At 70.1% G+C, this 24,830-nt stretch carries 24 protein-coding genes and 2 pseudogenes; 14 read left to right on the top strand and 12 right to left on the bottom strand.

Features of this window, described 5'->3' with window-relative positions:
- Positions 1-47: 47 nt before the first annotated feature.
- Together E5083_RS07015 and E5083_RS07010 are read right to left on the bottom strand one after the other, a co-directional pair.
- On the bottom strand, positions 48-1,007 hold the full coding sequence (locus E5083_RS07015; RefSeq protein WP_135784723.1) for a ketopantoate reductase family protein: 960 nt from the start codon (positions 1,005-1,007) through the stop codon (positions 48-50).
- Between the two features lie 112 nt (positions 1,008-1,119).
- Positions 1,120-2,043 (bottom strand): alpha/beta hydrolase, encoded by a 924-nt coding sequence (locus tag E5083_RS07010; protein WP_135784722.1) that lies wholly within the window; start codon positions 2,041-2,043, stop codon positions 1,120-1,122.
- Positions 2,044-2,192: 149 nt separating this feature from the next.
- Here E5083_RS07010 and E5083_RS07005 point away from each other — a divergent pair, with 149 nt between their 5' ends.
- Positions 2,193-3,074, top strand: a complete 882-nt coding sequence (locus tag E5083_RS07005) for a helix-turn-helix domain-containing protein (RefSeq protein WP_135784721.1) — start codon at positions 2,193-2,195, stop codon at positions 3,072-3,074.
- Between the two features lie 85 nt (positions 3,075-3,159).
- Here the strand turns inward: E5083_RS07005 and E5083_RS07000 are convergent, their stop codons facing one another.
- A complete protein-coding gene (locus E5083_RS07000) occupies positions 3,160-4,032 on the bottom strand; it encodes a helix-turn-helix domain-containing protein (protein ID WP_135784720.1) in 873 nt (290 codons plus the stop codon).
- Between the two features lie 146 nt (positions 4,033-4,178).
- Between E5083_RS07000 and E5083_RS06995 the strand changes: the two genes are divergently transcribed.
- The 4 genes from E5083_RS06995 to E5083_RS06980 all read left to right on the top strand — a co-directional run bounded on the left by E5083_RS06995 (position 4,179) and on the right by E5083_RS06980 (position 7,626).
- A complete protein-coding gene (locus E5083_RS06995) occupies positions 4,179-5,159 on the top strand; it encodes an aldo/keto reductase (protein WP_135784719.1) in 981 nt (326 codons plus the stop codon).
- Positions 5,160-5,229: 70 nt separating this feature from the next.
- The gene (locus tag E5083_RS06990; RefSeq protein WP_135784718.1) at positions 5,230-6,279 is read left to right on the top strand and encodes an NAD(P)-dependent alcohol dehydrogenase; all 1,050 of its coding nucleotides are present in this window, start codon (positions 5,230-5,232) and stop codon (positions 6,277-6,279) included.
- A gap of 59 nt (positions 6,280-6,338) precedes the next feature.
- Positions 6,339-7,181 (top strand): SDR family NAD(P)-dependent oxidoreductase, encoded by an 843-nt coding sequence (locus tag E5083_RS06985; protein ID WP_135784717.1) that lies wholly within the window; start codon positions 6,339-6,341, stop codon positions 7,179-7,181.
- 31 nt (positions 7,182-7,212) lie between these two features.
- On the top strand, positions 7,213-7,626 hold the full coding sequence (locus E5083_RS06980; RefSeq protein ID WP_135784716.1) for a (R)-mandelonitrile lyase: 414 nt from the start codon (positions 7,213-7,215) through the stop codon (positions 7,624-7,626).
- A gap of 95 nt (positions 7,627-7,721) precedes the next feature.
- Here the strand turns inward: E5083_RS06980 and E5083_RS06975 are convergent, their stop codons facing one another.
- Both E5083_RS06975 and E5083_RS06970 read right to left on the bottom strand, forming a co-directional pair.
- Positions 7,722-9,050 (bottom strand): NtaA/DmoA family FMN-dependent monooxygenase, encoded by a 1,329-nt coding sequence (locus E5083_RS06975; protein ID WP_135784715.1) that lies wholly within the window; start codon positions 9,048-9,050, stop codon positions 7,722-7,724.
- Between the two features lie 56 nt (positions 9,051-9,106).
- Positions 9,107-10,270, bottom strand: a complete 1,164-nt coding sequence (locus E5083_RS06970) for an FAD-dependent monooxygenase (protein ID WP_135784714.1) — start codon at positions 10,268-10,270, stop codon at positions 9,107-9,109.
- 522 nt (positions 10,271-10,792) lie between these two features.
- On the opposite strand from E5083_RS06970, the gene E5083_RS06965 reads away from it, so the two are divergent.
- Positions 10,793-11,725: an alpha/beta hydrolase gene (locus tag E5083_RS06965; RefSeq protein WP_244317407.1), complete on the top strand. Its 933-nt coding sequence runs from the start codon at positions 10,793-10,795 to the stop codon at positions 11,723-11,725.
- Positions 11,726-11,776: 51 nt separating this feature from the next.
- Here E5083_RS06965 and E5083_RS06960 read toward each other — a convergent pair whose 3' ends face one another.
- Entirely contained in the window at positions 11,777-12,652 is an 876-nt protein-coding gene (locus E5083_RS06960; RefSeq protein ID WP_135784713.1) for a helix-turn-helix domain-containing protein, read from the bottom strand.
- 262 nt (positions 12,653-12,914) lie between these two features.
- On the opposite strand from E5083_RS06960, the pseudogene E5083_RS06955 reads away from it, so the two are divergent.
- Positions 12,915-13,160: pseudogene (locus tag E5083_RS06955) on the top strand (NAD(P)H-binding protein); the annotation flags it as partial.
- Positions 13,161-13,320: 160 nt separating this feature from the next.
- Positions 13,321-14,487 (top strand): low temperature requirement protein A, encoded by a 1,167-nt coding sequence (locus E5083_RS06950; RefSeq protein WP_135784711.1) that lies wholly within the window; start codon positions 13,321-13,323, stop codon positions 14,485-14,487.
- A gap of 19 nt (positions 14,488-14,506) precedes the next feature.
- Here E5083_RS06950 and E5083_RS06945 read toward each other — a convergent pair whose 3' ends face one another.
- The 4 genes and pseudogenes from E5083_RS06945 to E5083_RS06930 form a co-directional block, all read right to left on the bottom strand.
- Positions 14,507-15,529 (bottom strand): alpha/beta hydrolase family protein, encoded by a 1,023-nt coding sequence (locus E5083_RS06945; protein ID WP_208753990.1) that lies wholly within the window; start codon positions 15,527-15,529, stop codon positions 14,507-14,509.
- A gap of 210 nt (positions 15,530-15,739) precedes the next feature.
- Positions 15,740-15,956: pseudogene (locus tag E5083_RS32220) on the bottom strand (cupin domain-containing protein); the annotation flags it as partial.
- 272 nt (positions 15,957-16,228) lie between these two features.
- Complete coding sequence (locus tag E5083_RS06935; RefSeq protein WP_135784710.1) at positions 16,229-16,831, bottom strand: GNAT family N-acetyltransferase; 603 nt, start codon at positions 16,829-16,831, stop codon at positions 16,229-16,231.
- 11 nt (positions 16,832-16,842) lie between these two features.
- The gene (locus tag E5083_RS06930) at positions 16,843-17,403 is read right to left on the bottom strand and encodes a hypothetical protein (RefSeq protein ID WP_208753989.1); all 561 of its coding nucleotides are present in this window, start codon (positions 17,401-17,403) and stop codon (positions 16,843-16,845) included.
- On the opposite strand from E5083_RS06930, the gene E5083_RS06925 reads away from it, so the two are divergent.
- The 3 genes from E5083_RS06925 to E5083_RS06915 all read left to right on the top strand — a co-directional run bounded on the left by E5083_RS06925 (position 17,392) and on the right by E5083_RS06915 (position 19,089).
- The gene (locus E5083_RS06925) at positions 17,392-17,880 is read left to right on the top strand and encodes a hypothetical protein (protein ID WP_135784709.1); all 489 of its coding nucleotides are present in this window, start codon (positions 17,392-17,394) and stop codon (positions 17,878-17,880) included. The genes E5083_RS06930 and E5083_RS06925 overlap by 12 nt on opposite strands.
- Positions 17,881-18,013: 133 nt before the next feature.
- Positions 18,014-18,688, top strand: a complete 675-nt coding sequence (locus tag E5083_RS06920) for a hypothetical protein (protein ID WP_137984210.1) — start codon at positions 18,014-18,016, stop codon at positions 18,686-18,688.
- A complete protein-coding gene (locus E5083_RS06915; protein ID WP_135784707.1) occupies positions 18,682-19,089 on the top strand; it encodes a hypothetical protein in 408 nt (135 codons plus the stop codon). Before E5083_RS06920 ends, E5083_RS06915 begins: the two co-directional genes overlap by 7 nt.
- A 1,507-nt stretch (positions 19,090-20,596) precedes the next feature.
- Here E5083_RS06915 and E5083_RS06910 read toward each other — a convergent pair.
- Both E5083_RS06910 and E5083_RS06905 read right to left on the bottom strand, forming a co-directional pair.
- On the bottom strand, positions 20,597-21,562 hold the full coding sequence (locus E5083_RS06910; RefSeq protein WP_135784706.1) for a pirin family protein: 966 nt from the start codon (positions 21,560-21,562) through the stop codon (positions 20,597-20,599).
- 80 nt (positions 21,563-21,642) lie between these two features.
- Positions 21,643-22,428 carry a pyrroline-5-carboxylate reductase family protein gene (locus E5083_RS06905; protein WP_135784705.1) on the bottom strand — a complete coding sequence of 262 codons (786 nt, stop codon included), beginning with the start codon at positions 22,426-22,428 and terminating at the stop codon, positions 21,643-21,645.
- Between the two features lie 114 nt (positions 22,429-22,542).
- On the opposite strand from E5083_RS06905, the gene E5083_RS06900 reads away from it, so the two are divergent.
- From E5083_RS06900 to E5083_RS06890, 3 genes are read left to right on the top strand one after another with little or no spacing between them, the layout of a single operon-like run.
- Positions 22,543-23,223, top strand: coding sequence for an ABC transporter permease (locus E5083_RS06900; RefSeq protein ID WP_135784704.1), 681 nt, complete (start codon positions 22,543-22,545; stop codon positions 23,221-23,223).
- Positions 23,220-23,891 carry an ABC transporter permease gene (locus tag E5083_RS06895; protein WP_135784703.1) on the top strand — a complete coding sequence of 224 codons (672 nt, stop codon included), beginning with the start codon at positions 23,220-23,222 and terminating at the stop codon, positions 23,889-23,891. Before E5083_RS06900 ends, E5083_RS06895 begins: the two co-directional genes overlap by 4 nt.
- Positions 23,888-24,829: an ABC transporter substrate-binding protein gene (locus E5083_RS06890; RefSeq protein WP_135784702.1), complete on the top strand. Its 942-nt coding sequence runs from the start codon at positions 23,888-23,890 to the stop codon at positions 24,827-24,829. Before E5083_RS06895 ends, E5083_RS06890 begins: the two co-directional genes overlap by 4 nt.
- The last annotated feature ends 1 nt before the right edge of the window (position 24,830 follow it).

Raw genomic sequence — 24,830 nt, 5'->3', positions numbered from 1 at the left:
CCATCGTCGGGGGAGGCGCAGCCGGCGTAGAAGAGCGCGCCGGCCTCCTACACCTGGCGGGGCGCCGGTGCGGGGATGCGGGCGGCGAGGCGGACCAGCGGTGCCGGGTCGACACCGGCCGCCCCGGCCAGCCGGCTCAGCTCGCGCAGCAGCAGCGCGCTCTCGGCCGCCACCGAGTCCGAGACCTGAGCGACCATCCCCTTGCCCGCGGGCGAGGCGAACATCAGCCAGAACAGCGCGGTGAGCACCGGTCCGGGGACGAACGGCATCGCGCGCATGTTGCCCGGCGCGACCGTGGCACCCGACCCGCGCACCGCGCGCATACCGGTCCGCACGGCGGCGCCGAGTTCGCGGGCCGAGGACCAGCTCAGCCGGGGGCCGCGCCCCGGACGTCCTGGCAGGAAGGCCGCTGCCACCATCGGCGCGACGAACGCGGCGTGCGTCTTGAGCCAGCCGTCGATGACAGGGGAGACGACGGTCGGGATGGCGGCGCCGGAGAACAGCGAGGCGATCTGCCGCACGTCGTCGTCGATCACGCCGTCGGGACGGCCGATCGTGGTGACCTGGACGCGCGACACGATCGAGTACCCGACGGTGTCGCCGTTCACCTTGGCGAGGATCGCCGGGAAGCCCCAGATCAGGCGGTCGGCACCGATCTCGTCGGACCAACTGTCCGCGTCCGAGGCGTTGTTGAACATGAGCATGATGCGAGCCGAGCCGTTCGCCGCCAGCGTCGGGACGAGCCCGTCGATCTGGTGGCGCTGGACCGGCACGATCACCAGGTCGTAGTCGTCGTCGAGCGAAGCGGTCACCCGGACATCGGCGCGCTCGACGGTGCCGCCGCGCGCCCGGCCGCGCAGCCCGTCACGCTCCAGGGCCTCCCGCCGCCGCGCGTCGCGCACCGCCATGGTGACCTCGTGACCGGATTCGGCGAGCTTCAGCGCGATGGTGCTGCCGATCGCTCCGGCGCCGATCACGGCGATGCGCCAGTACGGGGTTGTCGTCATGGTGACCCTTCGAGTCGTAAAGGAACGTCGGAGAGGAGCGGTCGTGGTGCCGCGAGGGCGGGTGGTCCGCCGGTCCGGGACCGGCGGACCACCCGGTGCGCCACGGGACCGGTCAGTCCTGCGCGGCGGCGAGGTGCTGGGTGAAGAAGGGGACGGCCTCGGCGACGGCCTGGTCCACGTACTTCGGGACGTCGTAGAAGTCCATGTGGGTGCCGCCCTCGATGACGCGGAGGGTCTTGGTGCTGCGGGCGCGGCCGTGGAGTTCGGTGGACATCCACAGGGAGCCGGCGTCGCTGCCCGCGACGATCAGGATCGGCTGGGTCAGCAGGTCCTCGACCATGTGGAACGCGTCGAAGGTGAAGATGCGCGAGACGCTCTTGGTGAACAGGAACTTGTTCTTGGCGTTGGGGTGCTGGGCGCGCGGCGTGAGGTAGTACTCGCTGGCCTCGACCAGGTCGCGGGGGGTGTTCTCGTCCGGCTCGGCGGGGACGTAGGGGAGGTAGGCGGGCTCGGCGCCCTGGGCGGACTCGGCGGTGCGCTGCTGGGCGAGGGCCTGGAGGGTGGGGACGGCGGCGGCGTCGGAGTCGGTGCCGTACCAGCCGCGGCGGAAGGAGGTGCCGATGTTGACGGCGCTGACGGTGGTGAGGGCCTTGATGCGGTAGTCGGTCAGCGCGGCGTTGACCGCGTAGCCGCCGCCCGCGCATACGCCGAGGGCGCCGATGCGCTCGGGGTCGACGTAGGGGAGGGACTGGAGGTGGTCGACGGCCGCGCGGACGTCCTCGACGCGGGCGTAGGGGTCCTCCAGGTGGTGGGGCTCGCCGCCGCTGTCGCCCTGGAAGGAGGCGTCGAAGGCGAGGGCGACGAAGCCCTGCTCGGCGAGCTTGGCCGCGTACAGACCGGCGGTCTGCTCCTTGACGCCGCCGCCGGGGTGGACGGTGACGACGGCCGGGTAGCTGCCCTCGGCGTCGAAACCGGCCGGCAGGTAGAGGTTGCCCGCCATGGCGATCGGGCCGTTGGGGAAGGTGATGGCTTCCACGGATACTCCAGAGGGTCACAGTGGTTCCGGCCGGTCGTTCCGGCCGATGACTCCACCCTGCGGCTTCTTACGCGGGCGAGGCAGAGGCTCCTTGTCGGGGGTACTGGCAGCCTCTCCATCCGGTCCCGACCTGGGCTTAGCCTCGAAGCATGGAGACCGCCAAGGAGATCAAGGACTTTCTGACCACCCGCCGCGCGAAGATCACCCCCGACCAGGTGGGCCTTCCCGTGGTGGGCCGCCGTCGGGTGCCCGGCCTGCGCCGCGAGGAAGTCGCCCTGCTCGCCGGGGTCAGCGCCGAGTACTACGTCCAGATCGAACGCGGCCAGGTCGCCGGCGTCTCCGAGGAGGTGCTCCACGCCATCGCGGGCGCGCTGCGGCTGGACGAGGTGGAGACCGCCCACCTCTTCGACCTCGCCCGCGCGGCCGGGAAAGCGGGCCGCAAACAGACCCGCACCCCGCGCCGCCAGGTCACCCAGGCCCTCCAGGCACTCATCGACGCCATGGTCACCGCTCCCGCCATCGTGCAGAACAACTACCTCGACATCGTCGCCGCCAACCACCTCGGCCGCGCCCTCTACGAGGCCGTCTACGCTCACCAGCCTGAACCGCCCAACCTCGCCCGGTTCATCTTCCTCAACGACCGCGCCGAGGAGACCTTCCCCGCCTGGGAGAAAGCCGCCGACGACGCTGTCGCCCTGCTGCGCACCGCCGCGGCGAAGCCGCCGTACACGAAGGCGATCACCAACCTGGTGGGTGAACTGGCCACCCGCAGCACCGAGTTCCGCACCCGCTGGGCCGCCCACGACGTCCGCGCCCACCGCAGCGGCACCAAGGAATTCCGGCACCCGGCCGTGGGCGACCTCACCCTGCGCTTCGAGGCACTCGACGTCACCGGCGCGCCCGGACTCGCCGTCATCGGTTACACCGCCGAACCCGACTCGCCTTCCCAGCAGGCACTCACCCTGCTCGCCAGCCTCGCCGCCACCGAACGGGTCGAATCGGCGGCAGGGATGCCGCGCACGACGGAATGAGCCGCGCACCTTCTGACGGCGACCCTGGCTCCGGGAACTACTTCATGTGGGTGTCGAACCAGTCGATGCCCGTCCGGCGAGCCCTTCAGGCCGTGCCGGACTGTCGCGGAGCGGTGCGGTCGGTGGCGGACCAGGAAGCGAGGAAGCGGAGTCCGTCGTACGAGGGTGTACCCGGCTCCGCGGTCCACACGGTGAGCTGCTGGTCGGGGTCACCGGCGGAGCTGAGCGTCTCCCAGTCGAGGATGAGGTCGCCCGCCACAGGGTGACGCATCGCCTTGGTCCCGAAGGCCCGGTGCGCCACGTGGTGACCGGCCCACCACTGCCGGAAGTGCGGGTCCTTGACGGACAGCTCCCCGACGAGTGCCGTCAGACGCGGGTCGTCCGGGTTCCGCGCGGCCTCCATGCGGAGAAAGGCGACGCAGTCCCGGGCCATGGACTCCCAGTCCACGTACCGACTCCGTACCGTGGAGTCGGAGAAAATCAGCCGTACGTAATTCCGCTGCTCCTGCGGTATCCGGGAGAAATCCGTGATCAGGGCGGACGCGAGCGAGTTCCAGGCCAGAATGTCCATACGGCGGCCGAGGACCATGGCGGGAATGTCCGTGAGGCTCTCGAGAAGGCGCTGCATCGACGGCCGGACCTTCTGGTCCTTTTGGCGCCGCGGCCGGGTGTTCTCCTTGCCGGCGAGTTCGAACAGGTAGTCCCGCTGGCCGTCGTCGAGGCGCAGCACCCCCGCCAGGATGGTCAGTACCGGCGCGGACGCCTGGAGGCGTCCTTGCTCTAGACGCGTGTAGTACTGGGCGCTGATCGAGGCGAGTTGAGCCACCTCTTCCCGGCGCAGGCCAGGTACCCGTCGCAGCGTTCCGGTCTCGGGCAGTCCCACGGCCGAGGGGCTCAGCTCGGAGCGCCGGGCCTTGAGGAATTGTCCCAGCTCGCTGCGATTGATCTGCCTGCTCATGCGAATCAGGGTACTGCTGTCACCGTGCCGGAACCGGTCGGCTGGGGGGTAGGGATTCCTACCCTTCAGTACAGCCCTCCGGCGTGTAAGTCTTCATAGAGGCAGAAATGTCTCTTCACCTAGTCGGAGAACGGAATTACTTTCGTATGAAGCGCGTTTCCCTCGGCGGACTCGAGGTCTCCCGCATCGGTCTGGGCGCCATGTCGATGTCCGCTTATTACACCGGCGCGGGCACTGACGAGGCCGAGTCCGTCCGCGCCATCCACCGTGCACTGGAGCTGGGCGTCACCCACATCGACACCGCGGAGGTGTACGGGCCCTACACCAACGAGGAGCTCGTCGGCCGGGCCGTGAAGGGACGCCGCGAGCAGGTGGTGCTGGCGACGAAGTTCGGCGGCGGCATCTCGCACACCGGTCGCGAGGGCGTGGGGCTGGACAGCAGCCCGGCGAACATCCGCCTCGCCGTGGAGGGCTCCCTCAAGCGGCTGGGCACCGACCACATCGACCTGTACTACCAGCACCGCGTCGACCCCAGCACGCCCATCGAGGAGACCGTCGGCGCCCTCGCCGAGCTGGTGGCCGAGGGCAAGGTCCGGCACATCGGCCTGTCCGAGGCCGGCCCCGAGACGATCCGCCGTGCCCACGCCGTGCACCCGGTGGCGGCTCTGCAGACGGAGTACTCGCTGTGGACCCGTGACGTCGAGGAGGAGCTGCTGCCCCTGCTGCGTGAGCTGGGCATCGGTCTCGTCCCGTACTCGCCGCTGGGCCACGGCTTCCTCACCGGCGCGCTCCGCTCCCTGGACGGGCTCGCCGCGGACGACTGGCGCCGGGGCAACCCGCGCTTCACGGGCGAGAACCTGGGGCGCAACCTGCGCATCGTCGACGAGGTCGAGGCGGTCGCCGCCGAGGCGGACGCCACCCCGGCGCAGATCGCCCTCGCCTGGCTCCTCGCCCAGGGCGAGGACATCGCCCCCATCCCGGGCACCAAGCGCGTCTCCCGCGTCGAGGAGAACTCCGCCGCCGACGGCATCGAGCTGACCGCGGAGCAGATCGCACGACTGAACGATCTCCCGGCGGCGCACGGCGACCGCCACGACGAAATCGGCATGGCGGTCATCGACCGCTGAGCCCGGCAGGGCCCGGCCAGGCCGGGCCCTGCCGTCAGACCTACTCACCCCCCCACGAGGACTTCTCATCATGACCGCTGTACCGGCCTTTGCCGCCCCCGCCGCCGGAGTCCCGCTCGAGCGCACCACCATCGAGCGGCGTCCCGTCGGCGAGAACGACGTGCTGATCGAGATCAAGTACGTCGGTATCTGCCACACCGACATCCACCACGTCCGTGACGACTGGGGCCGGGGCGGCTTCCCCCTCGTACCCGGCCACGAGATCGCCGGTGTCGTCGCCGAGGTCGGACCTGGCGTGACCGGCTACCAGGTCGGCGACCGGGTCGGCGTCGGCTGCATGGTCGACTCCTGCCGCAAGTGCGAGAACTGCCGCAACGGCCTGGAGGTCTACTGCACCGGCGGCGGCCTCGTGGCCACCTACGCCGACACCATGCGGTACACCGACGGCGCGCCCACGCAGGGCGGCTACTCCACCCACATCGTCGTCGACGAGCGCTTCGTGCTGGGCATCCCCGAGGGACTTCCCCTGGAGCAGGCCGCCCCGCTGCTGTGCGCGGGCATCACCACGTACTCCCCGCTGCGGCACTGGAACGCCGGCCCCGGCAAGAAGGTCGCCGTCATCGGTCTCGGCGGTCTCGGCCATCTCGGCGTGAAGTTCGCCCACGCGCTCGGCGCGGAGGTCACGGTCCTCTCGCAGTCCCTGCGCAAGAAGGACGACGGCCTCCGCCTCGGCGCCGACCACTACTACGCCACCAGCGACCCGAAGACCTTCGAGGAACTGGCCGGCACCTTCGACCTCATCCTGAACACGGTCTCCGCCTCCCTGGACGGGGATGCCTTCCTGTCCCTGCTGCGCATCGACGGCACCATGGTCTATCTCGGCATCCCGGAGAAGCCGGTCTCGGCGAACGTCGGCTCCCTGATGATGGGCCGCAAGTCCATCGCCAGCTCCGGCATCGGGGGCATCCCCGAGACCCAGGAGATGCTCGACTTCGCCGCGGCGAACGGCATCGGCGCCGACGTGGAGGTCATCTCCGCCGACGAGATCGAGCAGGCCTACGACCGCGTGCTGCGCAGCGACGTCCGCTACCGCTTCGTGATCGACAACTCCACCATCTGAGCGTGGCCGGTCATCCGGCCACGCCGTCCGAACCATCGCCTGATCCGGAGCAACACCCCATGAGCAAGGTCTACTTCATCACCGGCGCCGGTCGCGGCCTCGGTGCCGACATCGCCCGCCAGGCGCTGAAGGCCGGCCACCGTGTCGTGGCCACCGGCCGCCGCCCCGAGAAGGTCCTCGAAGCCCTCGGCGGTGAGCGGGACACCCTCCTGCCGGTCGCCCTGGACGTCACCGACCCGGCCTCGGCCCGGAGCGCCGTCGACGCGGCCGTCGAACGCTTCGGCCGTATCGACGTCCTGGTCAACAACGCCGCCAACACCTACGGCGGGTTCTTCGAGACGATCTCCGACGCGCAGATGCGGGCACAGCTGGAGACGAACCTGTTCGGTCCGATGAACGTCACCCGCGCCGTCCTGCCCGTGATGCGGGCCCAGCGTTCCGGGCACGTCGTCTCGATCTCGTCCTTGGCGGGCCTGGTCGGCCTGCCCGGCACCACCGCCTACGCCACCTCCAAGTTCGGCCTCGAGGGCTGGATGGAGGCCCTGCGCTTCGACCTGGAGCCGTTCGGCATCCGCACCACGGTCGTCGAGCCGGGCTACTTCCGCACCGAACTGCTCACCGACGCCTCCTCCAACTTCGCTGAGCTGTCCATCGACGACTACGCCGAGCGCTCGGCGGCCATGCAGGAGGGCCGTGTGCGGATGAACGGCAAGCAGCCGGGCGATCCGGCCAAGCTGGCGGACGCCCTCCTCAAGGTCGTGGACCTCGAGGAGCCGCCGCTGCGGTTCGTCGCGGGTTCGGATGCCATCGAGGCCGTCGCGGTCAAGGCCGGGGAACTCCTCGCCCAGGCCGAGGCCTCGCGAGAACTGGGCACCGGCCTGTCCCACACCGACGCTGCCTGACCAGGCACAACGCACTACTCAGCGAGGAATCATGGAATTCGTCAAGCGACAGGCCACCAGCAAGGCGCCGGCCGACTGGTTCACCGGCGACGTCTGGTGGGACGTCATCCACGCGGGACAGGAGCCGTCCCGGGTGCGGGCCAACCTGGTCCGTTTCGCCCCGGGCGCACGCACGCACTGGCACTCCCACGTCCTGGGCCAGACCCTGCACGTCGTGTCCGGCGTCGCGCTGATCGGCACCCGTGACGGCACGGTCTTCGAGGCCCACCCGGGCCAGACCGTCACCTGCCCACCCGGCGAGGAGCACTGGCACGGTGCCGCCCCCGACCGGTTCATGGAGCACATCGCCCTGTGGGAAGGCGCGGGCGACGACACCCCGGAGACCGAGTGGAACGAAGCGGTCACCGAGGAGCAGTACGGCGCTCCCCGCACGACCGGCGGCTGACCGCGGGCACCCGTCCACCGCACGGACGAGGACATGCCGACGGCGTCGAGAAGGGCCCAACCTTCTCGACGCCGTCGGCATGTCCGGGTCGCGGGCTAGGCCGGGTGGGCGGCGGGCAGTCCGTTCTGGTACGGGATGCCCAGGTGGTCGCGCAGGGTGGTGCCCTCGTACTCGGTGCGGAACAGGCCGCGCTTCTGCAGGATCGGCACCACGTGGTCGACGAAGTCCTCCACGCCGTCAGCGGCGTCGGGAGTGATGGTGAAGCCCCCGCCGACGCCGGACTCGAACCAGTGCTGCAGCATGTCGGCGATCTGCTCGGGAGCCCCCACGGCGACCGGGTGGTACTGGATGATCCCGTGCGCGATGACGTCGCGGACCGTCCAGCCCTCCTTCGCCAGGCGCAGCGCGAGCGGCGCGCGCGGGTCGCCGGGGTGGGCGTAGGCGTCACGGAGCAGGTCTTTGTGGACCGGCTTGTCGAGGTCCCCCATGTCCAGCGGGACCCCGATCTGGACGCCGAGGTACTGGACCCGGGATTCCAGGTCGCCGAGCTCGTCCAGCTCCCGGCGCCGCTGGAGTGCCTCGCCTTCGGTGGAGCCGACCGAGGTGACGATCCCGTTGAAGACCGTCATGTGGTCCGGGTCGCGGCCGTAGGCCTGCGCGGCCCGCCGGACCGCCTGCCAGTGCGCGGCGCCGGAGGGGATGTCGAAGGGGCTGTTGTAGACGCCGTTCGCGTAGAGCCCGGCCAGGGCGAGGCCGTTGCCGCCGCCGCCCGCCTGGAAGACGACCGGCTGGCCCTGCGGGGAGGGCGGCAGGCCCAGCGGGCCGCGGGAGAACATGTGCCGGCCGCGGACCATCACCGGCTGGATGCGCTCGGCGTCGGCGAAGCGCCCGTTCTCGGTGTCCAGCAGCAGCGCGCCCTCGGGCCAGCTACCCCACAGCGCCATCACGGAGGCGATGAACTCCTCGGCGATCGCGTAGCGTTCGCCACGGCTGGGGACCTCGGCGCCGTAGTTCAGGGCGGCCTGGGGGCGGCCGGTGGTCACGGCGTTCCAGCCGATCCGGCCGCCGCTGACCAGGTCCAGGGCGCGGAACTGGCGGGCCACGTTATAGGCGTGGTTGAACGTCGTGGACGACGTGGCGACCAGTCCGATCCGCTCGGTCTCCCGGGCGAGGGCGGTCAGCACGACGACCGGTTCCAGGGGCGCCCAGGACGGCGAGCGGGTCGACAGATCGTCGACCACGGCGGGTGTGTCGGCGAAGAAGACGGCGTCGAACTTGCCGCGCTCGGCGGCCTTGGCCGCCCGTACGGCGGCGTCGACGTTGACGTATCCGTCGGCCGCGACACCCGGCCGGCGCCAGGCGCCCGGTTCTATGCCGGTGCCGCCGACGAGCTGCATGGTCAGGTGCATCTGTGGTGTGCGCATGTCGTTACCTCGTGGTGCCGGATGCGGCCCCCCTGGAAGTCGTCGCCTCCTGCGGGTCAGGCGGCTTCGCCGGAGAAGGAGCGGCTGAACTGCTGCCCGGAGCGCACCAGGTCACGAGCGCTGTGCAGGCGCGTCATCTGGTACGACCGGAGGCACTCCTCCATCGTCGACCCGGGCAGACCGGCCGCGAGGGCTTCGGCGAGCGCCTCCGCGTCCTGCACCGACTGGTCGAACCCCTGGCCGGTCATCGGGGTCTGCACGTGGGCGGCGTTGCCGACGAGTGCGAGACGCCCGTTGGCGATCGTGTCGGGCACGTACTCCGCGATCGGGGTGCCGATGAGCCGGCGCCGGCCGATGCGGTCGAGCACCGCGCTCCGCCACGGCTGGGGCCAGAGCTTTTGGGCCTGGGCTTCGAGCTCGCGGTACGTCCGCTCCGGGATGTCGTCGTTGCGCAGCGAGCGTCGCACCACGTCGCCGACGATGCGGCCCTTCTCCCGGAAGAGGTCGTTGCGGGTCGCGTCGAACCAGGCGAAGCCCAGCTGCCGGGACCCGACGGCACTGCTGCCGTCCTTGCCCAGCAGGGGATAACCGACGAAGTAGTCGTCCCCGCCCGACATCATGTCGGGCCCCTCCTGGTGGCGGCCCAGACGGTGCGCCGCAGGGAGGTCGGACTCCTGGGCGATGCCGAGCCAGAGGACGTAGCCGGCGAAGGTCGCGTCCGGCTTGTGCGGCGCGACGCCCCGGCGTACGACGCTGCGGTGCCCGTCGGCGCCCACGACGACGTCGGCCCGGAGCGTGTCGCCGTCCGAGGTGGTCACCCAGGCCGCGTCGGCGTCCTGGCCGACGTCGGCGACGACGGTGTGATGACGGAGTTCGACACGGGGATCGGCTTCGGCGGCGATCCGCAGCCTGGCGTGGACCGAGGACCAGGAGTGCATCGCGCTCGACCCGCCGGCGGCGATGGCGATCAGCGAGGGGGCCCTGCGGTTCGAGCCGTCCAGCAGCCTGCTCTCGCCGTCGAGGTCGACACCGACGAGGCCGAGCGCGGCGCCGCTCTGCGGAGAGGGGCCCGAGCGCTCCAGGACCGTCACGTGGAGACCGGCCCGGGACAGGGTCAGCCCGGTCATCAGGCCGGACAGGGAGGCACCCACGACGATGGCGGTGCCCCGGCTCTCGCGCCGGTCGGCGGCAAGGTGCGTTTCGCGTATGTCAGTGCTCATGAATCTCTGTTGTTCTGCGCCGCGCGCGGCGACGACGGGTGCGAATTCCTCGGGGCGGCCGTCGGAATTTCGGTCGGCCACCCCCTCGAGGCTCGCACGGGCCCATGTCCGCGAAAAGGGTAGATTTCTCTACCCCTGACAGGAGCCGACGCAGGTGGAAACGGCACCTCACGTGTGCTCCGCTTCACGCCGGGGCCCCGGTGGCACTCCGGCCGATCCGCGACGACATCCTGGTCTGCGAGGTCACCGACCTCAGCAACACCCAGCCCCGCTGCGGCGAGCGGTCTGGAGCGACGAGGGCCGACCCACCCCGGACCCGCGCAGGCGCGCCGTCCGGTGAGGGGTGCCGCCGGTGCCCCCCAATACCCCCACCCCCCTCAGGTGCTGCGCACCGGCTTTCTCCGGGTCAGGATGGTGGAGTCGGCCGCCCGAGGCGTCGGTCGCCCCTTCGTGAGAACCGGCGACCGCCCGCGAGCGCCCCAATCCCATTCCGAACCACCTCTTGCAGGAGGCGTTGTACCCGTGAGCGAGAACATCGAGCACGTCGAGATCAAGGCGCTGGCGTGGAACCTGGCCGCTGACATCCACTTCCCGCCCGGCTTCGACGCGAGCCGAACCTACCCCGCGATCGTGAGCGTCCACCCCATCGGCTCCTGCAAGGAGCAGACCTCGGGGAACGTCTACGGCAAGGCGCTGGCCGAACAGGGCTTCGTGGTCGTGGCCTTCGACGCAAGCTTCCAGGGCGCGAGCGGCGGGGAGCCCAGGTCGATCGAGGACCCGACGTTCCGGGTCGAGGACATCAGCTATGTCATCGACTTCCTGGTGACGCTGCCGTACGTGGACGCCGACCGCATCGGGGTCATCGGGGTGTGCGGCGGTGGCGCGTACGCCATCAACGCCACGATGACCGACCGCCGCATCAAGGCCGTCGGCAGTGTGACCGGCGTGAACTTCGGACGTCTGATGCATGAGGCGTTCAGCGGCTACGACCCCATCGCCACGCTCGACGCCATCGCCGAGCAGCGCACCGCCGAGGCGCGGGGCGGAGAGCCGCGCGTCAACCAGTACCTGCCGGCCTCGCCCGAGGCGGCCGAGGAGCAGGGACTGACCGAGCTGGACCTGTTCGAGGCCACCGAGTACTACCGCACGGACCGCGGTGAGAAGCCCGGCGGCCGCACCGAGTCGCTGTTCTCCCGCCAGGCCAACGCGGTCGGCTGGGACGCCTTCAACCGCGCCGAGGTCCTCCTCACCCGGCCCCTGTGCGTGGTGGTCGGCGACAAGCCTGGCGCCTTCGGCGCCTACCGGGACGGCCTGGAGATCTACCGCCGCGCGGCCTCCAAGGACAAGGAACTGGTCGTCGCCGAGGGCTACTCCCACTACGACCTGTACGACCAGCCCGAGCCGGTCAAGATCGCCCTGGACCACCTGATCCCGTTCTACAAGAAGTACCTCTGACCGAATCTACAAGAAGTACCTCTGACCGAAGCCCTCCCGACCCGCGCACCCTCAAGGCTGCGCGGGTCGAGGGCTCTCAGGGGCTCGTGCGGCGACGCCGACGGCCAGATGGTGAAGCCGCTGTTCCGAAAGGCTGCCCGGCACTGGAGTCCAGACGACGATGTGCTGGTCGGGAGCCGTGGAGCTGGTCAAGGTGTCCCAGTCCAGGGTCAGAGTGCCTGCCGAGGGATGGTGGAACACCTTGTTCCCCGTGCTCTGTACGGCGACCTCGCGCGCCTGCCACCACTGCTGGAAGTCGGAGTGCGAGCCCATCCGCGACAGCAGGGCCCTCAGCCTGGCATCCCGCGGGTGGGCGGTGGTGTGCATACGGAGGTACGCCACACAGGCGCGGGCGCCGGTCTCCCAGTCGTCGTACAGGGCACGCAGCGCGGGATCGTTGAAGAGCAGCCAGACGTAGTTCCGATCCTTCTCAGGAACCCTGTCGAAGTCGGTGAGGAAGGCCGCGGCGAGCCGGTTCCAGGCCAGGACGTCCATGGTGTCGGACAAGACCACGGCCGGGGACTCCGTGAGTTGGTCCAAGAGCCTGCGGGTGTGCGGGCTCACCGTCCGGTGCTCGTGTCCGTCGCGCGGCGGAGCCTGTGGCCGGCCGGCGAGCCCGAAGAGGTAGGCATGCTGGTCGTCGGTGAGACGCAGCGCGCGGGCGATGGATTCGAGGACCGGGACCGACGCCCGCATGCGCCCCTGCTCGACACGCGTGTAGTAGTCCGGGCTGATGGCGGCAAGCTGCGCGACCTCCTCGCGGCGCAGACCCGCGACGCGCCGGGGGACCCCGGTCTCCGGCAGGCCCACCTGGAGGGGGTCCAGCTCGGCCCGGCGGGCCTTGAGGAAAATGCCCAGCTCTCTCAGGTCGCCGTCGCCGGAACTCATGCCTCCAGTGTCGCAGCAGTCGCTGCGGACCGGGATGACAGCGGACCGGAGTCGCCCGACCGGTCCAAGGCGGAGGCCGAGGCGCCGGGCTGCTGGGCGTGGACCCGGTGGGTGCGGCAGCCGCCAATCCCCGTACCGACGGGCCGTCGGCGACCGCCTCGGCCACCCCGCCACTGGCCGGCCAGTCGTCGGCGCCACCGGCCGCACCGGTCGGCACGTCGTGGAGACCGCCACCAAGCGCGGCTGAACACCCGTCGCCTTCGCCCGGGACGAGGACCGTGCCCGCGGCGTACTTCCGCCGTACACCGAGATCGTGATCGGCGACCTGACCGCGCCGGACACACTCACCGCGGCCGTCCGTGACATCGACGCCGTGATCTTCGTCCACGGCTCGGACGACGACTCCCGACCCGAGTCGACGGACGCGGTCAGGGACAAGGCCAACCTCCGCCTGGACGAGGAGCCGGCACGCGTCAGGGACGACCTCGCGCACGTGCGAATTCCTTGACAGGGCATCACTCAACCGCCCTGCACGCACCTCGCCCATCAGGGCTGATGCGTGCCATATCGTGGTGCCGGTCGGCGCGCAGGCGCCGGTCGGTACTGTCGTACGAACCACAACGGGACGGCAATTGAGGCGCGTCGTCCCGAGGCAGGAGACCCTGATCATGAGCAGCGTGCCCGAGTCGCTGAATCTGCGGCGGGAGGTGTCGCCGCTGGAACTGTTCTACGACCTGGTCTTCGTCTTCGCCGTCTCCCAGCTCTCCCACCACCTTCTGGAACACCTCACCTGGCGCGGCGCCGTGGAGACGGCGATCCTCCTGGTCGCCGTGTTCGGCACCTGGTCCTACACCAGTTACGAGGCCACGTTCCTCGACATCAAGCGCGATGTCACCCGGTGGATGATCGTCATCGCCATGGGGCTCGGGCTGTTCATGAACGCCGAGATCCCGGGTGCGTTCGAGGACCGGGCCTGGGCCTTCGTCGTCCCGCTCCTCGCCATCCTGCTCTTCGCCAGTGCCGTCACCGCCCTGGCCGCCCGCACCGACGCGCTGCGCGAGCATTTCCACCGGACCCTGGTGTGGATCGTGGCGTCCGCGCCGCTGTGGATCGTCGGCGCCGTGGTCGGCCCCGAGCCGCGGCTGTGGTGGTGGGCCGCCGCCGCGCTCGTCGACCTCACCGGCACCTGGCTCGCGCATCCGCTGCCCGGCCGTACCCTCAGGGGCGGCGAACTCGTCTTCGACGCCGAGCACATGCTGGAGCGACTGCGGCTGTTCTTCATCATCCTGCTCGGTGAGACGGTCCTCACCGCCGGCCGCGCGATGACGGACGCGCCCGTCGATGTCGCGAGCGTGCTCGCCACCGCGGGCGTGTTCATCGCCCTGGTGTGCCTGTGGGCCGTCTACTTCGGCGGCGGCGAGGACGTCATCGCCATCGTCGTCGCGTCGTCCACCGACCGCGTGCGAGCGGTACGCCTCGGTGTCAACAGCGCCTACCTCGTGCTGGCGGCGCTGGTCGCCCTCGCCGTCGGCAGTGAGCTCGCCATCGCCCACCCGACCGGTCACGGGTCCGTGCCCCTCGCCCTCCTCCTCTTCGGGGGCCCCGCGCTCTACCTGGCCACCACGGCCTGGTTCTACCGCGCCACGGCCCAGGGCGCCTGGGCCCAACGCCTCGTCGCCTCCGGCGTCCTGGTCGTCGTGGGAATCGCGGCCGTCTGGCTTCCCCCGTTGGCGTCCATCGCCCTGCTCGACGTCATCCTCGTCGTGACGGCCGCCGTACTGGCCCGGGCGCACCGGGCGTTGACCCGGTCGCTCCGGGAGGATGCCGAGAGCTGAGCCGGGAGCGCCCCGGGAACTACTTGAGGTGGCTGTCGAACCAGTCGATGAGCTTCTCGGGGTGCTGTCCGAAGTAGTTGTAGGCGTAGAACCGCTGGTTGGAGCCCTCGATCCAGAACAGTTCCTTGTCCTTCGCGCCGATGGCGTCGAAGATCTCGGTGCCGTCCTTCTCGGCGTCGATCAGGAAGTCGTGGCGCAGTTGGGCCATGAAGGTGGGCACCTTGACCGCGTGGGCGTACAGCTGGGGGGCTTCGTCGTCCAGGCGCATGCCGCACATGCCGACCAGCTTCTTCGCCAGCGCCTCGCGTGCCGTGTCGGGGTCGAGGCCGATGTTCCTGGCGCCCTGCTCGATGAAGGTCTTGCCGGACACCGAGTTGAGGACCACGAGGGCCTGGACACCGTCGAACTCCTCGGGCCAGAAGTTCATGGCGACGATGGTGGAGTTGGCGCCCATGCACCGGCTGTAGAGGCCGAGCTTCATCGCCGCCAGGTCGTCGCGGCTGCGGACGTACCGCAGCGAACCGACGACATCGCGGGCCTCGATCAGCCCGAGCCCGCTGGTGACGCCGTTGGCGTCGCTGCTCAGGCCGTGGTTGCGGAGGTCGTAGGTGAGGATGTTGTAGCCGGCGTCGTGCAGGAACCGTAGCTCGGTCAGGAAGTCGACCTCGAAGCCCCCGAACACGCCCAGCTCGGTGTGCCACGGCTCGAGCTGCCCCGGGAATCCGTACCGGTTGCAGGTCATCGGGTGGTTGACCACGAGCAGGCGGTCCGACCCCTCGGCCGGGATGTACCACGCCTCCAACGGGACCCCGTCCTTGGAGGGGAACTGCACCTCCTCGTACTCCATCCCCACATCCGTCGGCCGCTTCAGCACCGACGTGCGGGCACCGTGCGCGAACATCTGCGCGTACTGGTCCACCAGCCCCCGCAGCTTCTCCTCGTCGGTGCCGGTGGGCTGGGGCAGCGTGGAGAGGTCACGGTCGTGCTGACCGAGGTCGAGGTCGACGTCGATCTGCTCACCCTTGTCGTTGAACGCGATCATGGCTTCTTCTCCTGGCTCTGGTCCGGGGTTCTTGTGTTGTCGCGGTGCAAGGGCCGGCGATACGCTACGGTCGCCGACCGACGCTTAACAGATTTCTTTCTCGATTCCGGAATTCCGGCGCAGTGCCGGTTTTTCACAGTGCCCTATTGCCGCACCAATTCCCGCCACAAATTTTACTCTCGGGCCCGTGGAATGGCCGCTTCGGCAGTCGGCCGTGCACAGCAGGATCTGATCACCGCCGCCACCCGTCCCGTGGCGGATAGGCCAGTTGTCGCGGCAGCCCGGCTCGAACGACGCGTTGCTGACCGGGACACTCCCGCCGGCCAGGGGGAGCCAGATGGCTCTGCCCGACGAAGTACTCGGCGTACGCGTCATTGGTCTCCCCGAGTGGGAAGATCCGCTCGAATCCTGGTGTGGCACGTCGGATGCCTCCTAGGTGATTAACGTTCTGGCGGTACCCAAGCGTCCTCCTGCCGGCGCGCCGAATTCCAACGTGCCACGTGTGTGGGCACCCCTGCAGAGCATGCTTGCCTCCTGGGACGCGAACATCCGGGGAGAGAATTCTCCCCCCCACGGCTGGTTTCACTGCGAGACCTGAGGCATGAGTCCGATGTCGGTGACTCTGTCGCTGTGTGCCTGGGCCGAAGTGGCCGGGCAACAAGACCAAGCTGGCGTGATTCAGTGCTGCCGAAAAGGCAGCTACTGCTCGCCGGGCCCAGAGGCTCTGCCTGCGGACAGGCAGACCGGCCCAGCGGATACGGCGGCCCACTCGCGGTCAAGGATCGCGTGCACGACCGAGTCGCGCCAGCGCCCGCCCTTGCGGACGTGCTCCCGGATGGTGCCCTCCTCGACCATGCCGACGGTCGTCATGACCCTGGCCGAGGCGGAGTTGACGGGGGACCGGGCACCCCATACGCGGTGCAGCAGCAGGTGGTCGAAGCCGAGGTGGAGGAGGAGGCGGACGGTCTCCGTCCCGTATCCGGCGCCCCACCAGTCCGAGTTCATCGCGAAGCCGATGGTGGCTCCGCTCGGCTGGTGGGGATCGAGGGCGAGGCGGCCGAACCCGCAGAGGCGGCCCGAGGCCCGGTCGGTGACGGCCAGGGCGTACTCCGTGCGCGGAACGGCCGTCGCCGAGGCGACGGCACGTATCACGATCTGGCCGACCTGTTCATGACTGCGAGGCTCGAACGAGAGGTGTTCGGTGGCCTCGCTGCTCCCGTAGATCGCGAACACTCCGTCCACGTCTTCGGCGGCGAGTTCGCGTAGTTCCAGACGGGCGCTGGAACAGAGGACGGGGTGCATGGGCACTGACCCTATCCCCGGGGCAACGCCAGCCGGGTGGCGGGGAACGCCTCGATCTCCGCCGTCAGGTCACGTGCGACGACGGCGCCGTTCACCGATCCGCCGGCCAGCGCCGCCCGCACGCGCTGGGCGGACACGACGATGCCGTTGTTGCGGTGGGAGACGGGAAGGTCCAGCACCGGTCGCATCGCCGCCGCCGCTCCGTCGAGGTCGCCGCTGAACAGCCGGACGAGGGCCAGGTCGCACTGAGCACCCGCGAGGTCACCGAAGGCCCAGCTTGCGGCCGTGGGGTCGCTGAATCCCTCGACGGCTCGCTCGGCCAGGGCGACGGTCTCCGCGCTTCCGTTCCCGAGCAGGGCCTCGCATTCCACGCTGTAGTAGAGCTGCTTCTCGACCGGATAGGTGAAAAGACCGCCAAGCGAGTCGAGATCGTCAGGGACCACCCGCTCACGTCGCTCGTCGGCCTCCGTGTTGGCCGCGCGGGCGGGCTCCGAGTCTCCGAGGGCCGCGGCGGCGCGGGCCTGGAGGCCCATCAGCCACACGCCTACGGTCCCTTGCAGGTGGGCGGCCATTTCGACGCCTTGGCCGGCGTAGATCGCATCCGCCAGGTGGCCGACCTGATGGCCGGTCGACAGGTTCGCCTCCCTCTCGGGGGCCAGTTCTTTGATGTTGTGGTCACCGCGAACGGTCCTGAGGCGTCCGCCGTCATCGCGATGCTCGACGACCTTCAGCGGGCCGAAGCAGACGCCCCGGACGCGTGCGGTCCCGTGATCGAGTCCCCTGAAGAAAGTCGGCTCTACTGGCTGGTGCCGCCCGGAACCAGGGCGCAGTGGCAGTCACACGCCTACGCCTCGTGCTTCGGCCAACCCCACGAGATCGTGCTTCCACCCCTACCCCACAATGAGCCGCCCGGCATCTACTGGCGCCGTCGCTGCCGCGCGGACCGCTTGGTGCCCGTCGGCCCGCTGCGAATCCTGCTGGACCGTTTCCGTCCTACCCCCGCGCCTCACGACGAGCCGCTCGGGCGGGTGCTCGCCATGAAGCCCTGATCTCCGCGCGCTGCTCCCTGTCCAAGCCGAAGCCTCCTCAGTCCCAACTCCTCCGCCGGCGAGCTGAGGTCTCCCTCACGACCCCGCGGCGGGGGAACACAACAAGTCTCAATCCACCCCTGGGAATACATCTATGCCGCGACAATTCGAATGGGGCGGAATGCCCGTCCCGTACATCACGGCCTGGTCCGCGGAGAGCCTGGATCAGCCCCCGCTCATCCGCCGTGTCGTCGGCTCCTTCCACGGCATCGGCTACGCGGACGAGGACCCACGCGCCGACCGCGATGCTGACACCGGGGCACTCCTCGCCCGGCAGGCGCTCGCTCCCGGGTTCGGTATTCCCGTCTTCGAGGAGATGAACGGCTTGCGGCAGCGACAGGCAGTCCGCCAGATGCTGTGCCAGGTATGCGGCCGGCCGGCCCCGATGCGCATAAAGGGTGGGCGATCCCTCTACATGGTCGGCTCCGGCACTCCCATCGGCGAGGGCGAGACGACCACGGCACCGTCTGTACACCCGGCATGTGCGCTCGAGTCCGTCGAGCATTGCCCGTCCCTACACCGCGGCTTCTCCGCCGCGCTCGTGGAGTACAGCCCGCTGTGGGGAGTCGCCGGCGTCGTCCATGACCCCGCGACGCTCGGCCCTCGCTTGCCTTCCCCTTCCCCGACCCGGCTGACCCGGGTGCCCGTGGGTTCGCCCGACATCCCGTGGACGCCGGCAGCCGCCCTGGTGATCAGTCTCCACGGAATTACCCCGATCTCGCTCGACGGCATCCGCAAGCTGGCCGTACTGGAGGAGGCGCCGTGCTGACGACCGAGAGCCTGGGCCCCGAAGAACTGCTGCGTCTGCGCGTGTTCTTCACCGTCGAGTTCCCCCACCAGCTCACCCCCGCCGTCGTCGCGGGCGGGGCGTGCGCGTGGTGCGGGAACCCGCCCGGAGCGAACGGGCTGCCCTTGGTGTATGTGAAGGGCTTTGACGTACGTGGGTGTGCCGACTGCTACTCGGCAAGGCTCCAATGGGTACTCAGCTGGGACACCTGGGCGGCGCACTTCCTGACCTGCGACGTGTGCCAGAGGGGTGAGCACTGCCGTGTGGCCCACGCTCAACGCCTGCTGCACGAGCAGACGATCAGCGCGGCGGCGGATCACACGCCCTGGGAACTCGCCTTTGCGGTCCCTCGGGACGGAGGCTGGGCCCTGGGCGGTGCATGACTTCCCCTTCCGTCTGCGTACGTGCGGCACGTTTCGCCGCCTTCATCTGGGTCCTTGGTCTGTTCCTCAGCTGAGTCGCGCGGCGCTGCCCCTCCATACTTGGCAGTCCAGGCTCGCGGTCGACGCCTGGCGTATACCGTCCTTGCGCACCAGGCGGGCGGGCAGAGGGCCGGCGCGGTTGCTCCTTCGGCCGCTGCCGTTTCGGCAGTGTGGCAGGCTTGCAGACCCTTCTCGGCGTCCGCATGTTGCTCTTCCGCCCGAGTGGGCGGTGCGTAACTCCAACCTGTTGATTGAGGGTTTTAGGGGTTCATGTTGGACGGGTCTGCTCCCCGCATGCGCGGGGATGGTCCGAACGAGTGGCGGTCCAACGCCCGCGCGTCGTCCTCGCCCTCGCGCCCCCGCCCGCGGGGATGCTCCGTTCTTGGCCTCGCTGCGGTGCCGGTTCTGCTGCCCGAGACGAGGGCGGCCGACCGTTGGCCATCGGATTGCTTGCAGCCGGTCTCACCGATGTGGAGTGCGTTGGGCGCAGCCCGGGTGGCGGTCTTCTCCGTGCGCAAATCCTGACGCTATGCCACTACAGCGATCCCAGAACCGGTAGTTACGACATGCTTTCGGCGAGCCCTTAAGGTGTTCTCTTCAGGGGGCTGCATGACACCGTTCAACAAGGGGGAGCCGCCCAGGTGGTGCCGCTGTCTGCCCTCAGTCGCTTGTCGCGCAACAGCGCCAAACAACTGCGTGTGCTGGAGTTCCTACTGGCGCATCAGGTAACCGTGGTGACAACCAACTACCTTCTGGCCCCTGGCACGGTGGGAGTGCGAGCCAGGCCGCTCGTCAAGCCGGACTCCTATGATCTCAGGCGCAGTTTTAAAAGTCTGCGTGGACTGGGCCCAGCACACACCCGGTGGGCCAAGGTGCTGCGCAAGCAACTGTAAGAGCCTGCGCGGGGACGGCCCCCCGGCGTTCGCTGTCATGGCCCAGGACGTGGCTGCGCCCCACACGCGGGGGATGGTCCCGGGACGCGTTCGCATCATGAGTGGATGGTCCCCGCGGGATTGGGCCGTCGAGGATGAGGTCCGCTGCTTCCCCGCCTGTGGGGATAGTCCGGCAGGCCCATGGGACACGGTATCGACCAGCCCATCGCACTCGCGCACGCGGGGACGCTCCGGGCGGCGTCCCCCCCCAGCCAGGGTGACGCGCCTCGCGCTGAGTTTGTGGGACCCCTATAGCAGGGGCCCAGGTCGGCATCGTTCCGATGGAGGCGGCGTTTCGAGCTTGCCAAGCGAGCGGTGCGCCGCTGGCGGCTCGCGGCGCGCCGTCGAAAACTCGGTGGTGAGAGGGGTGCGGGATGCGCGAGTAATCCCTTCCGCAGGGACCTGACTGCCTGTCAGGAAAGTTTGCATTGAGTCAGCATCAGTCCGAGTGAGGGCGATTAAGTCCGGCGAAACGGGTCGGGCGGGGGTGTGTCCCCTCGCCCGACTGCGCGTACCCCTGCTCGGGAAGTGTCAGGTCAGCGCACTCGACCGCGTGGCTTCAGCGGCACGGACGGCAGTTCGGGCGCGGGGAGTCGTCCTCCGTCGTACCCCTTCACTTCTCCGAACCGCGACCCCCTCATCCACTCCTCCCGAGCCCCCTCGATCTCCGCCTGCGTACGCCCCACGAAGTTCCACCACATGATCAGTTCCTCCGCGAACGGCTCGCCGCCCAGCAGCATGATCGAGGCGTCGGAGTCCGCGTGGAGGGGGAGGGACGTGCGGCCGCAGCCGAGGTAGAGCATGGAGCCGGGGGTGACGGGGACGCCGTCCACATGGACGGAACCCGACATGGAGAGGACGCCGTACTCGAAGTCGGGGTCGAGGGGGAGGTGGGTTCGGGTGCCCTCGGTGAGGGTCAGGTCGGCGCCGACCAGGGGGGTGTACGTCGTGCCGGGGGAGGTTGTGCCGTCCAGGGTGCCGAGGATCACCGTGGCCGTCAGGCCGGGGGCCGTTACCGTCGGCAGGTTCGCGTGGTACTCGAAGTGCGGGTCGGTGTGGCGGTGTTCGTCCGGGAGGGCCACCCACAACTGGGCTCCGTGCAGGTAGCGCGCGTGGGGCCTCGGGCTCTCCTCGGAGTGGCTGATCGCCCGGCCCGCCGTCATCAGGCCCAGCTCGCGCGGGCGGATCGTCTGGAGGCTGCCCGTGGAGTCCCGGTGCAGCACCTCGCCCTCGTGCAGCCAGCTCACCGTCTGCAGGCCGATGTGCGGGTGCGGGGGCACCTGCATGCCGGGCTCGTCCGCGATGTCGTCCGGGCCGTAGTGGTCCACGAACGCCCACGCGCCGATCATCCGCCGCCCCAGGTTCGGCAGCAGCCGGCGGACCTCGGTGGACTCCCCGAGCTTCACCGTACGAGGGCTCATCAGCTCACGCACCGGCTCGGCGACGACAAACCCACGTCCACCGCATGCGCTCGGCTCCGGCGCGAGGTCAAGGTTGCTCATACGGCCAACCTAACGCCCACCTCACCCGACGACGGGACCGATTCCCTCACATTCCCGCGCTCCGCCCGATCCGGCCCCCCTCACCCCGCCAGTTCCCGCGCTCTCTCCGTCGTGGCCTCCAGCGCCGTCCGTACCGATTCCCCCACCCGGTGTTCCCGCAGCGTGGCGATGCCCTCCGCTGTCGTGCCGTTCGGGGTGCTGGCCTGTTGGTACAGGGACTGTGGGGTCACGCCCGGTTCGGACAGGACGTCCGCCGTGCCCCGGAGGACCTGGGTGGTCAGCAGCAGGGCGTCGTCGGGGGTGAACCCCGCTCCCCGGGCGAAGTCCGTGAAGGACTGGGCCAGGTATGCCACCAGCGCCGGGCCGCTCCCCGCGACCGCGGTCGCCGCGTCGAGGAGGGACTCGTCCTGGATCACCAGGACCTTGCCGATGACCGAGAGGGCACCCTTGGCCCGGTCCACGCCCTCGGCGGGGACCTGGGGGCCGGGGCAGAGGACGGTCATGCTCTGGCCCACCCGCGAGGCGAGGTTCGGCATCGCGCGGAGGACCGTGTCCGTGCCCAGTGCGGAGGCGAGGGTCTCCAGGCGTACGCCCGCCATGATCGAGACGACGGTCACGCCCGCGCACGCGCCCCGAGGCAGCCCGTCCGCGAAGGAGTCGAACGCCTGCGGCGGGATGGCTAGGACGAGGAGGTCGTCCGCGCGGGGGTCGTACGCGGCGACCACCTCCGCGCGGCCGTCCAGGGAGGCGCGGCGTTCCGGCGAGGGTTCCACGATGACCACCTCGACCTGCGGCATCCCGTCCAACAGGCCCCGTACGATGACCGACCCCATGTGGCCGGCACCGACGACGACGATTCGTTCCACAGCCGCCACACTCCTCGCTTCGGATGCCAGAAGTGATACCAAAAGGGGCGTTACGGCCCCCGTACGGGCGACCACAACGCGCCGACCCGCTGCCCCGGCCGGTGCAATGGACGGGTGACCGCCGCTCCGGACGACTGCCTCGCGCGCAACGAGTGGATCTGCGGCGACTATCTGAGCAGCCGCCGCCAGATCCTCCTCGACGCGGTCGGCCAGCACCTGGAGCTGACCGCGCTGTCCGTGCTGATCGGGCTCGTCATCGCCGTGCCGCTCGCCGTGCTCGCCCGCCGCTGGGGGTGGGCCGCCGGGCCGGTGCTCGCCGTCACCACCGTGCTCTACACCATCCCGTCCCTGGCGATGTTCTCCCTGCTGCTGCCCGTGTACGGGCTGTCCGCCACCCTCGTCGTCGCCGGGCTGGTGCTGTACTCGCTCACCCTGCTCGTACGGAACATCCTCGCCGGGCTGCGCGCGGTCCCCGAGGAGACCCGGCAGGCCGCGCGCGGGCTCGGCTTCGGGCCCGTACGGCTGCTGCTCACCGTGGAGCTGCCGCTCGCGCTGCCCGCCGCGATGGCCGGGCTGCGCATCGCCACCGTCTCGGCGGTCTCCCTGGTCACCATCGGCGCGATCGTCGGCTTCGGCGGGCTCGGCAATCTGATCTACGCGGGCATGAACACGTACTTCAAGGCCCAGGTGCTCACCGCGTCCGTGCTGTGCGTGCTCATCGCCGTCGCCGCCGACCTGCTCCTGCTGGGCGTGCAGTGGCTGCTCACCCCCTGGGCGAGGAAGGGCCGTACATGAACGTGCTCGGCTCCACCTGGGACTGGCTCGCCGACCCCGCCCACTGGTCCGGCGACGACGGGGTCTGGCACCGGCTGCTGCAACACCTGCTGCTCACCGTGGTCTGCCTGATCGTCAGTTGTCTGATCGCGCTGCCCGTCGCGCTGGTCCTCGGGCATCTCGGCAAGGGCGGGGCGCTCGCCGTCAACATCTCCAACGTCGGCCGGGCCGTGCCCACCTTCGCCGTGCTGGTGCTGCTCCTGCTGACGCCGGTGGGCAAGTGGGGGGAGGGGCCCACCGTCGTCGCCCTGGTGCTGTTCGCCGTGCCGCCGCTGCTCACCAACGCCTACGTCGGCATGCGCGAGGTCGACCGGGGGGTGGTGCAGGCCGCGCGCGGCATGGGGATGACCGGGCGGCAGACGCTGGTCCGGGTCGAGGTGCCGCTCGCGCTGCCGATGATTCTCAACGGGGTACGGATCGCCGCCGTCCAGCTCGTCGCCACCGCCACCATCGCCGCGCTGGCGGGTGGGGGTGGTCTCGGCCGGATCATCACGGCGGGGTTCAACCTGGCCAGCACCCCGCAGGTCGTCGCGGGCGCGATCCTCGTCGCCGTGTTCGCCCTGCTCGTGGAGGGCGTGTTCGAGGTCGTGGAGCGACTCGGACCCGCCTGGGCGAGGGCCGGCCGGTGAGCGCCCGCGCGGCCCTCGCCGCCGCCACCCTCCTCACCCTGGCCGCCTGCTCCTCCGGGCCCTCGCTGGAGAACCGGGACGCCGTCACCGCGCCGCCCGGCGACAGCCACCACCTCACCATCGGCTCGGCCGGCTTCACCGAGAGCGATCTGCTCGCCCAGCTCTACGCCCAGCTCCTCGGCCAGGCCGGGTACAAGACCTCGCTGATCACCGTCGCCAACCGGGAGCTGTACGAACCCGCCCTGGAGTCCGGCCAGATCGACGTCGCCCCCGAGTACGCCGCCACCTTCGCCGACTGGCTCAACGCCAAGGCGCACGGCCCCGACGCACCCCCGGCCGGCTCACCCGACCTCGCGAAGACCATGAAGAACCTGCGCGCCCTGGCCACCCCGCGCGGACTCACCGTCCTCCCGCCGGGCCGGGCCGTCGACCAGAACGCCTTCGCGGTCAGCGCCTCCTACGCCCGCCGCCACCACCTCAAGACCCTCAGCGACCTCGGCGCCTCCGGCCTCAAGGTGCGCCTCGCGGCGGGCGACGAGTGCGTGAAGCGGCCGTACTGCGCGCCCGGCCTGAAGAAGGAGTACGGGATCGACATCACCGCCGTCGATCCCAAGGGCGTCGGCACCACCCCGGCCAAGCAGGCCGTGCAGTCCGGCCGGGACCAGATGGTGCTGACCACCACCACGGACGCCACCCTCGGCTCCTTCGGCCTGGTCCTGCTCGCCGACGACAAGCACCTCCAGAACGCCGACTACGTCGTCCCCGTCGTCAACCGCGCCCGCGCCGGCAGCGAGCGGGTCGCCAAGGCGCTCGGCAAGCTCAACGACGTCCTCACCACGCAGGACCTCGCCGACATGAACCAGCAGGTCGATAGCTGGCGCCGACTGCCGGCTGATGTGGCCCGCACCTATCTGGAGGACAAGGGACTCATCAAGTGAG

The sequence above is a fragment of the Streptomyces bauhiniae genome (assembly GCF_004784475.1).
GTDB classification, from domain to species: Bacteria; Actinomycetota; Actinomycetes; order Streptomycetales; family Streptomycetaceae; genus Streptomyces; species Streptomyces seoulensis.
The sequence above is the reverse complement of the archived record's forward strand: the minus strand, read 5'-3'. Positions and strand labels throughout refer to the sequence as shown.

What these genes read in the sequence shown, in the direction of transcription:
- E5083_RS07015 (WP_135784723.1), bottom strand. Translation starts at nt 1,007, where the DNA reads ATGACGACAACCCCGTACTGGCGCATCGCCGTGATCGGCGCCGGAGCG.
- E5083_RS07005 (WP_135784721.1), top strand. Translation starts at nt 2,193, where the DNA reads ATGGAGACCGCCAAGGAGATCAAGGACTTTCTGACCACCCGCCGCGCG.
- E5083_RS07000 (WP_135784720.1), bottom strand. Translation starts at nt 4,032, where the DNA reads ATGAGCAGGCAGATCAATCGCAGCGAGCTGGGACAATTCCTCAAGGCC.
- E5083_RS06995 (WP_135784719.1), top strand. Translation starts at nt 4,179, where the DNA reads ATGAAGCGCGTTTCCCTCGGCGGACTCGAGGTCTCCCGCATCGGTCTG.
- E5083_RS06990 (WP_135784718.1), top strand. Translation starts at nt 5,230, where the DNA reads ATGACCGCTGTACCGGCCTTTGCCGCCCCCGCCGCCGGAGTCCCGCTC.
- E5083_RS06985 (WP_135784717.1), top strand. Translation starts at nt 6,339, where the DNA reads ATGAGCAAGGTCTACTTCATCACCGGCGCCGGTCGCGGCCTCGGTGCC.
- E5083_RS06980 (WP_135784716.1), top strand. Translation starts at nt 7,213, where the DNA reads ATGGAATTCGTCAAGCGACAGGCCACCAGCAAGGCGCCGGCCGACTGG.
- E5083_RS06975 (WP_135784715.1), bottom strand. Translation starts at nt 9,050, where the DNA reads ATGCGCACACCACAGATGCACCTGACCATGCAGCTCGTCGGCGGCACC.
- E5083_RS06970 (WP_135784714.1), bottom strand. Translation starts at nt 10,270, where the DNA reads ATGAGCACTGACATACGCGAAACGCACCTTGCCGCCGACCGGCGCGAG.
- E5083_RS06960 (WP_135784713.1), bottom strand. Translation starts at nt 12,652, where the DNA reads ATGAGTTCCGGCGACGGCGACCTGAGAGAGCTGGGCATTTTCCTCAAG.
- E5083_RS06950 (WP_135784711.1), top strand. Translation starts at nt 13,321, where the DNA reads ATGAGCAGCGTGCCCGAGTCGCTGAATCTGCGGCGGGAGGTGTCGCCG.
- E5083_RS06945 (WP_208753990.1), bottom strand. Translation starts at nt 15,529, where the DNA reads ATGATCGCGTTCAACGACAAGGGTGAGCAGATCGACGTCGACCTCGAC.
- E5083_RS06935 (WP_135784710.1), bottom strand. Translation starts at nt 16,831, where the DNA reads ATGCACCCCGTCCTCTGTTCCAGCGCCCGTCTGGAACTACGCGAACTC.
- E5083_RS06930 (WP_208753989.1), bottom strand. Translation starts at nt 17,403, where the DNA reads ATGGCCGCCCACCTGCAAGGGACCGTAGGCGTGTGGCTGATGGGCCTC.
- E5083_RS06920 (WP_137984210.1), top strand. Translation starts at nt 18,014, where the DNA reads ATGCCGCGACAATTCGAATGGGGCGGAATGCCCGTCCCGTACATCACG.
- E5083_RS06910 (WP_135784706.1), bottom strand. Translation starts at nt 21,562, where the DNA reads ATGAGCAACCTTGACCTCGCGCCGGAGCCGAGCGCATGCGGTGGACGT.
- E5083_RS06895 (WP_135784703.1), top strand. Translation starts at nt 23,220, where the DNA reads ATGAACGTGCTCGGCTCCACCTGGGACTGGCTCGCCGACCCCGCCCAC.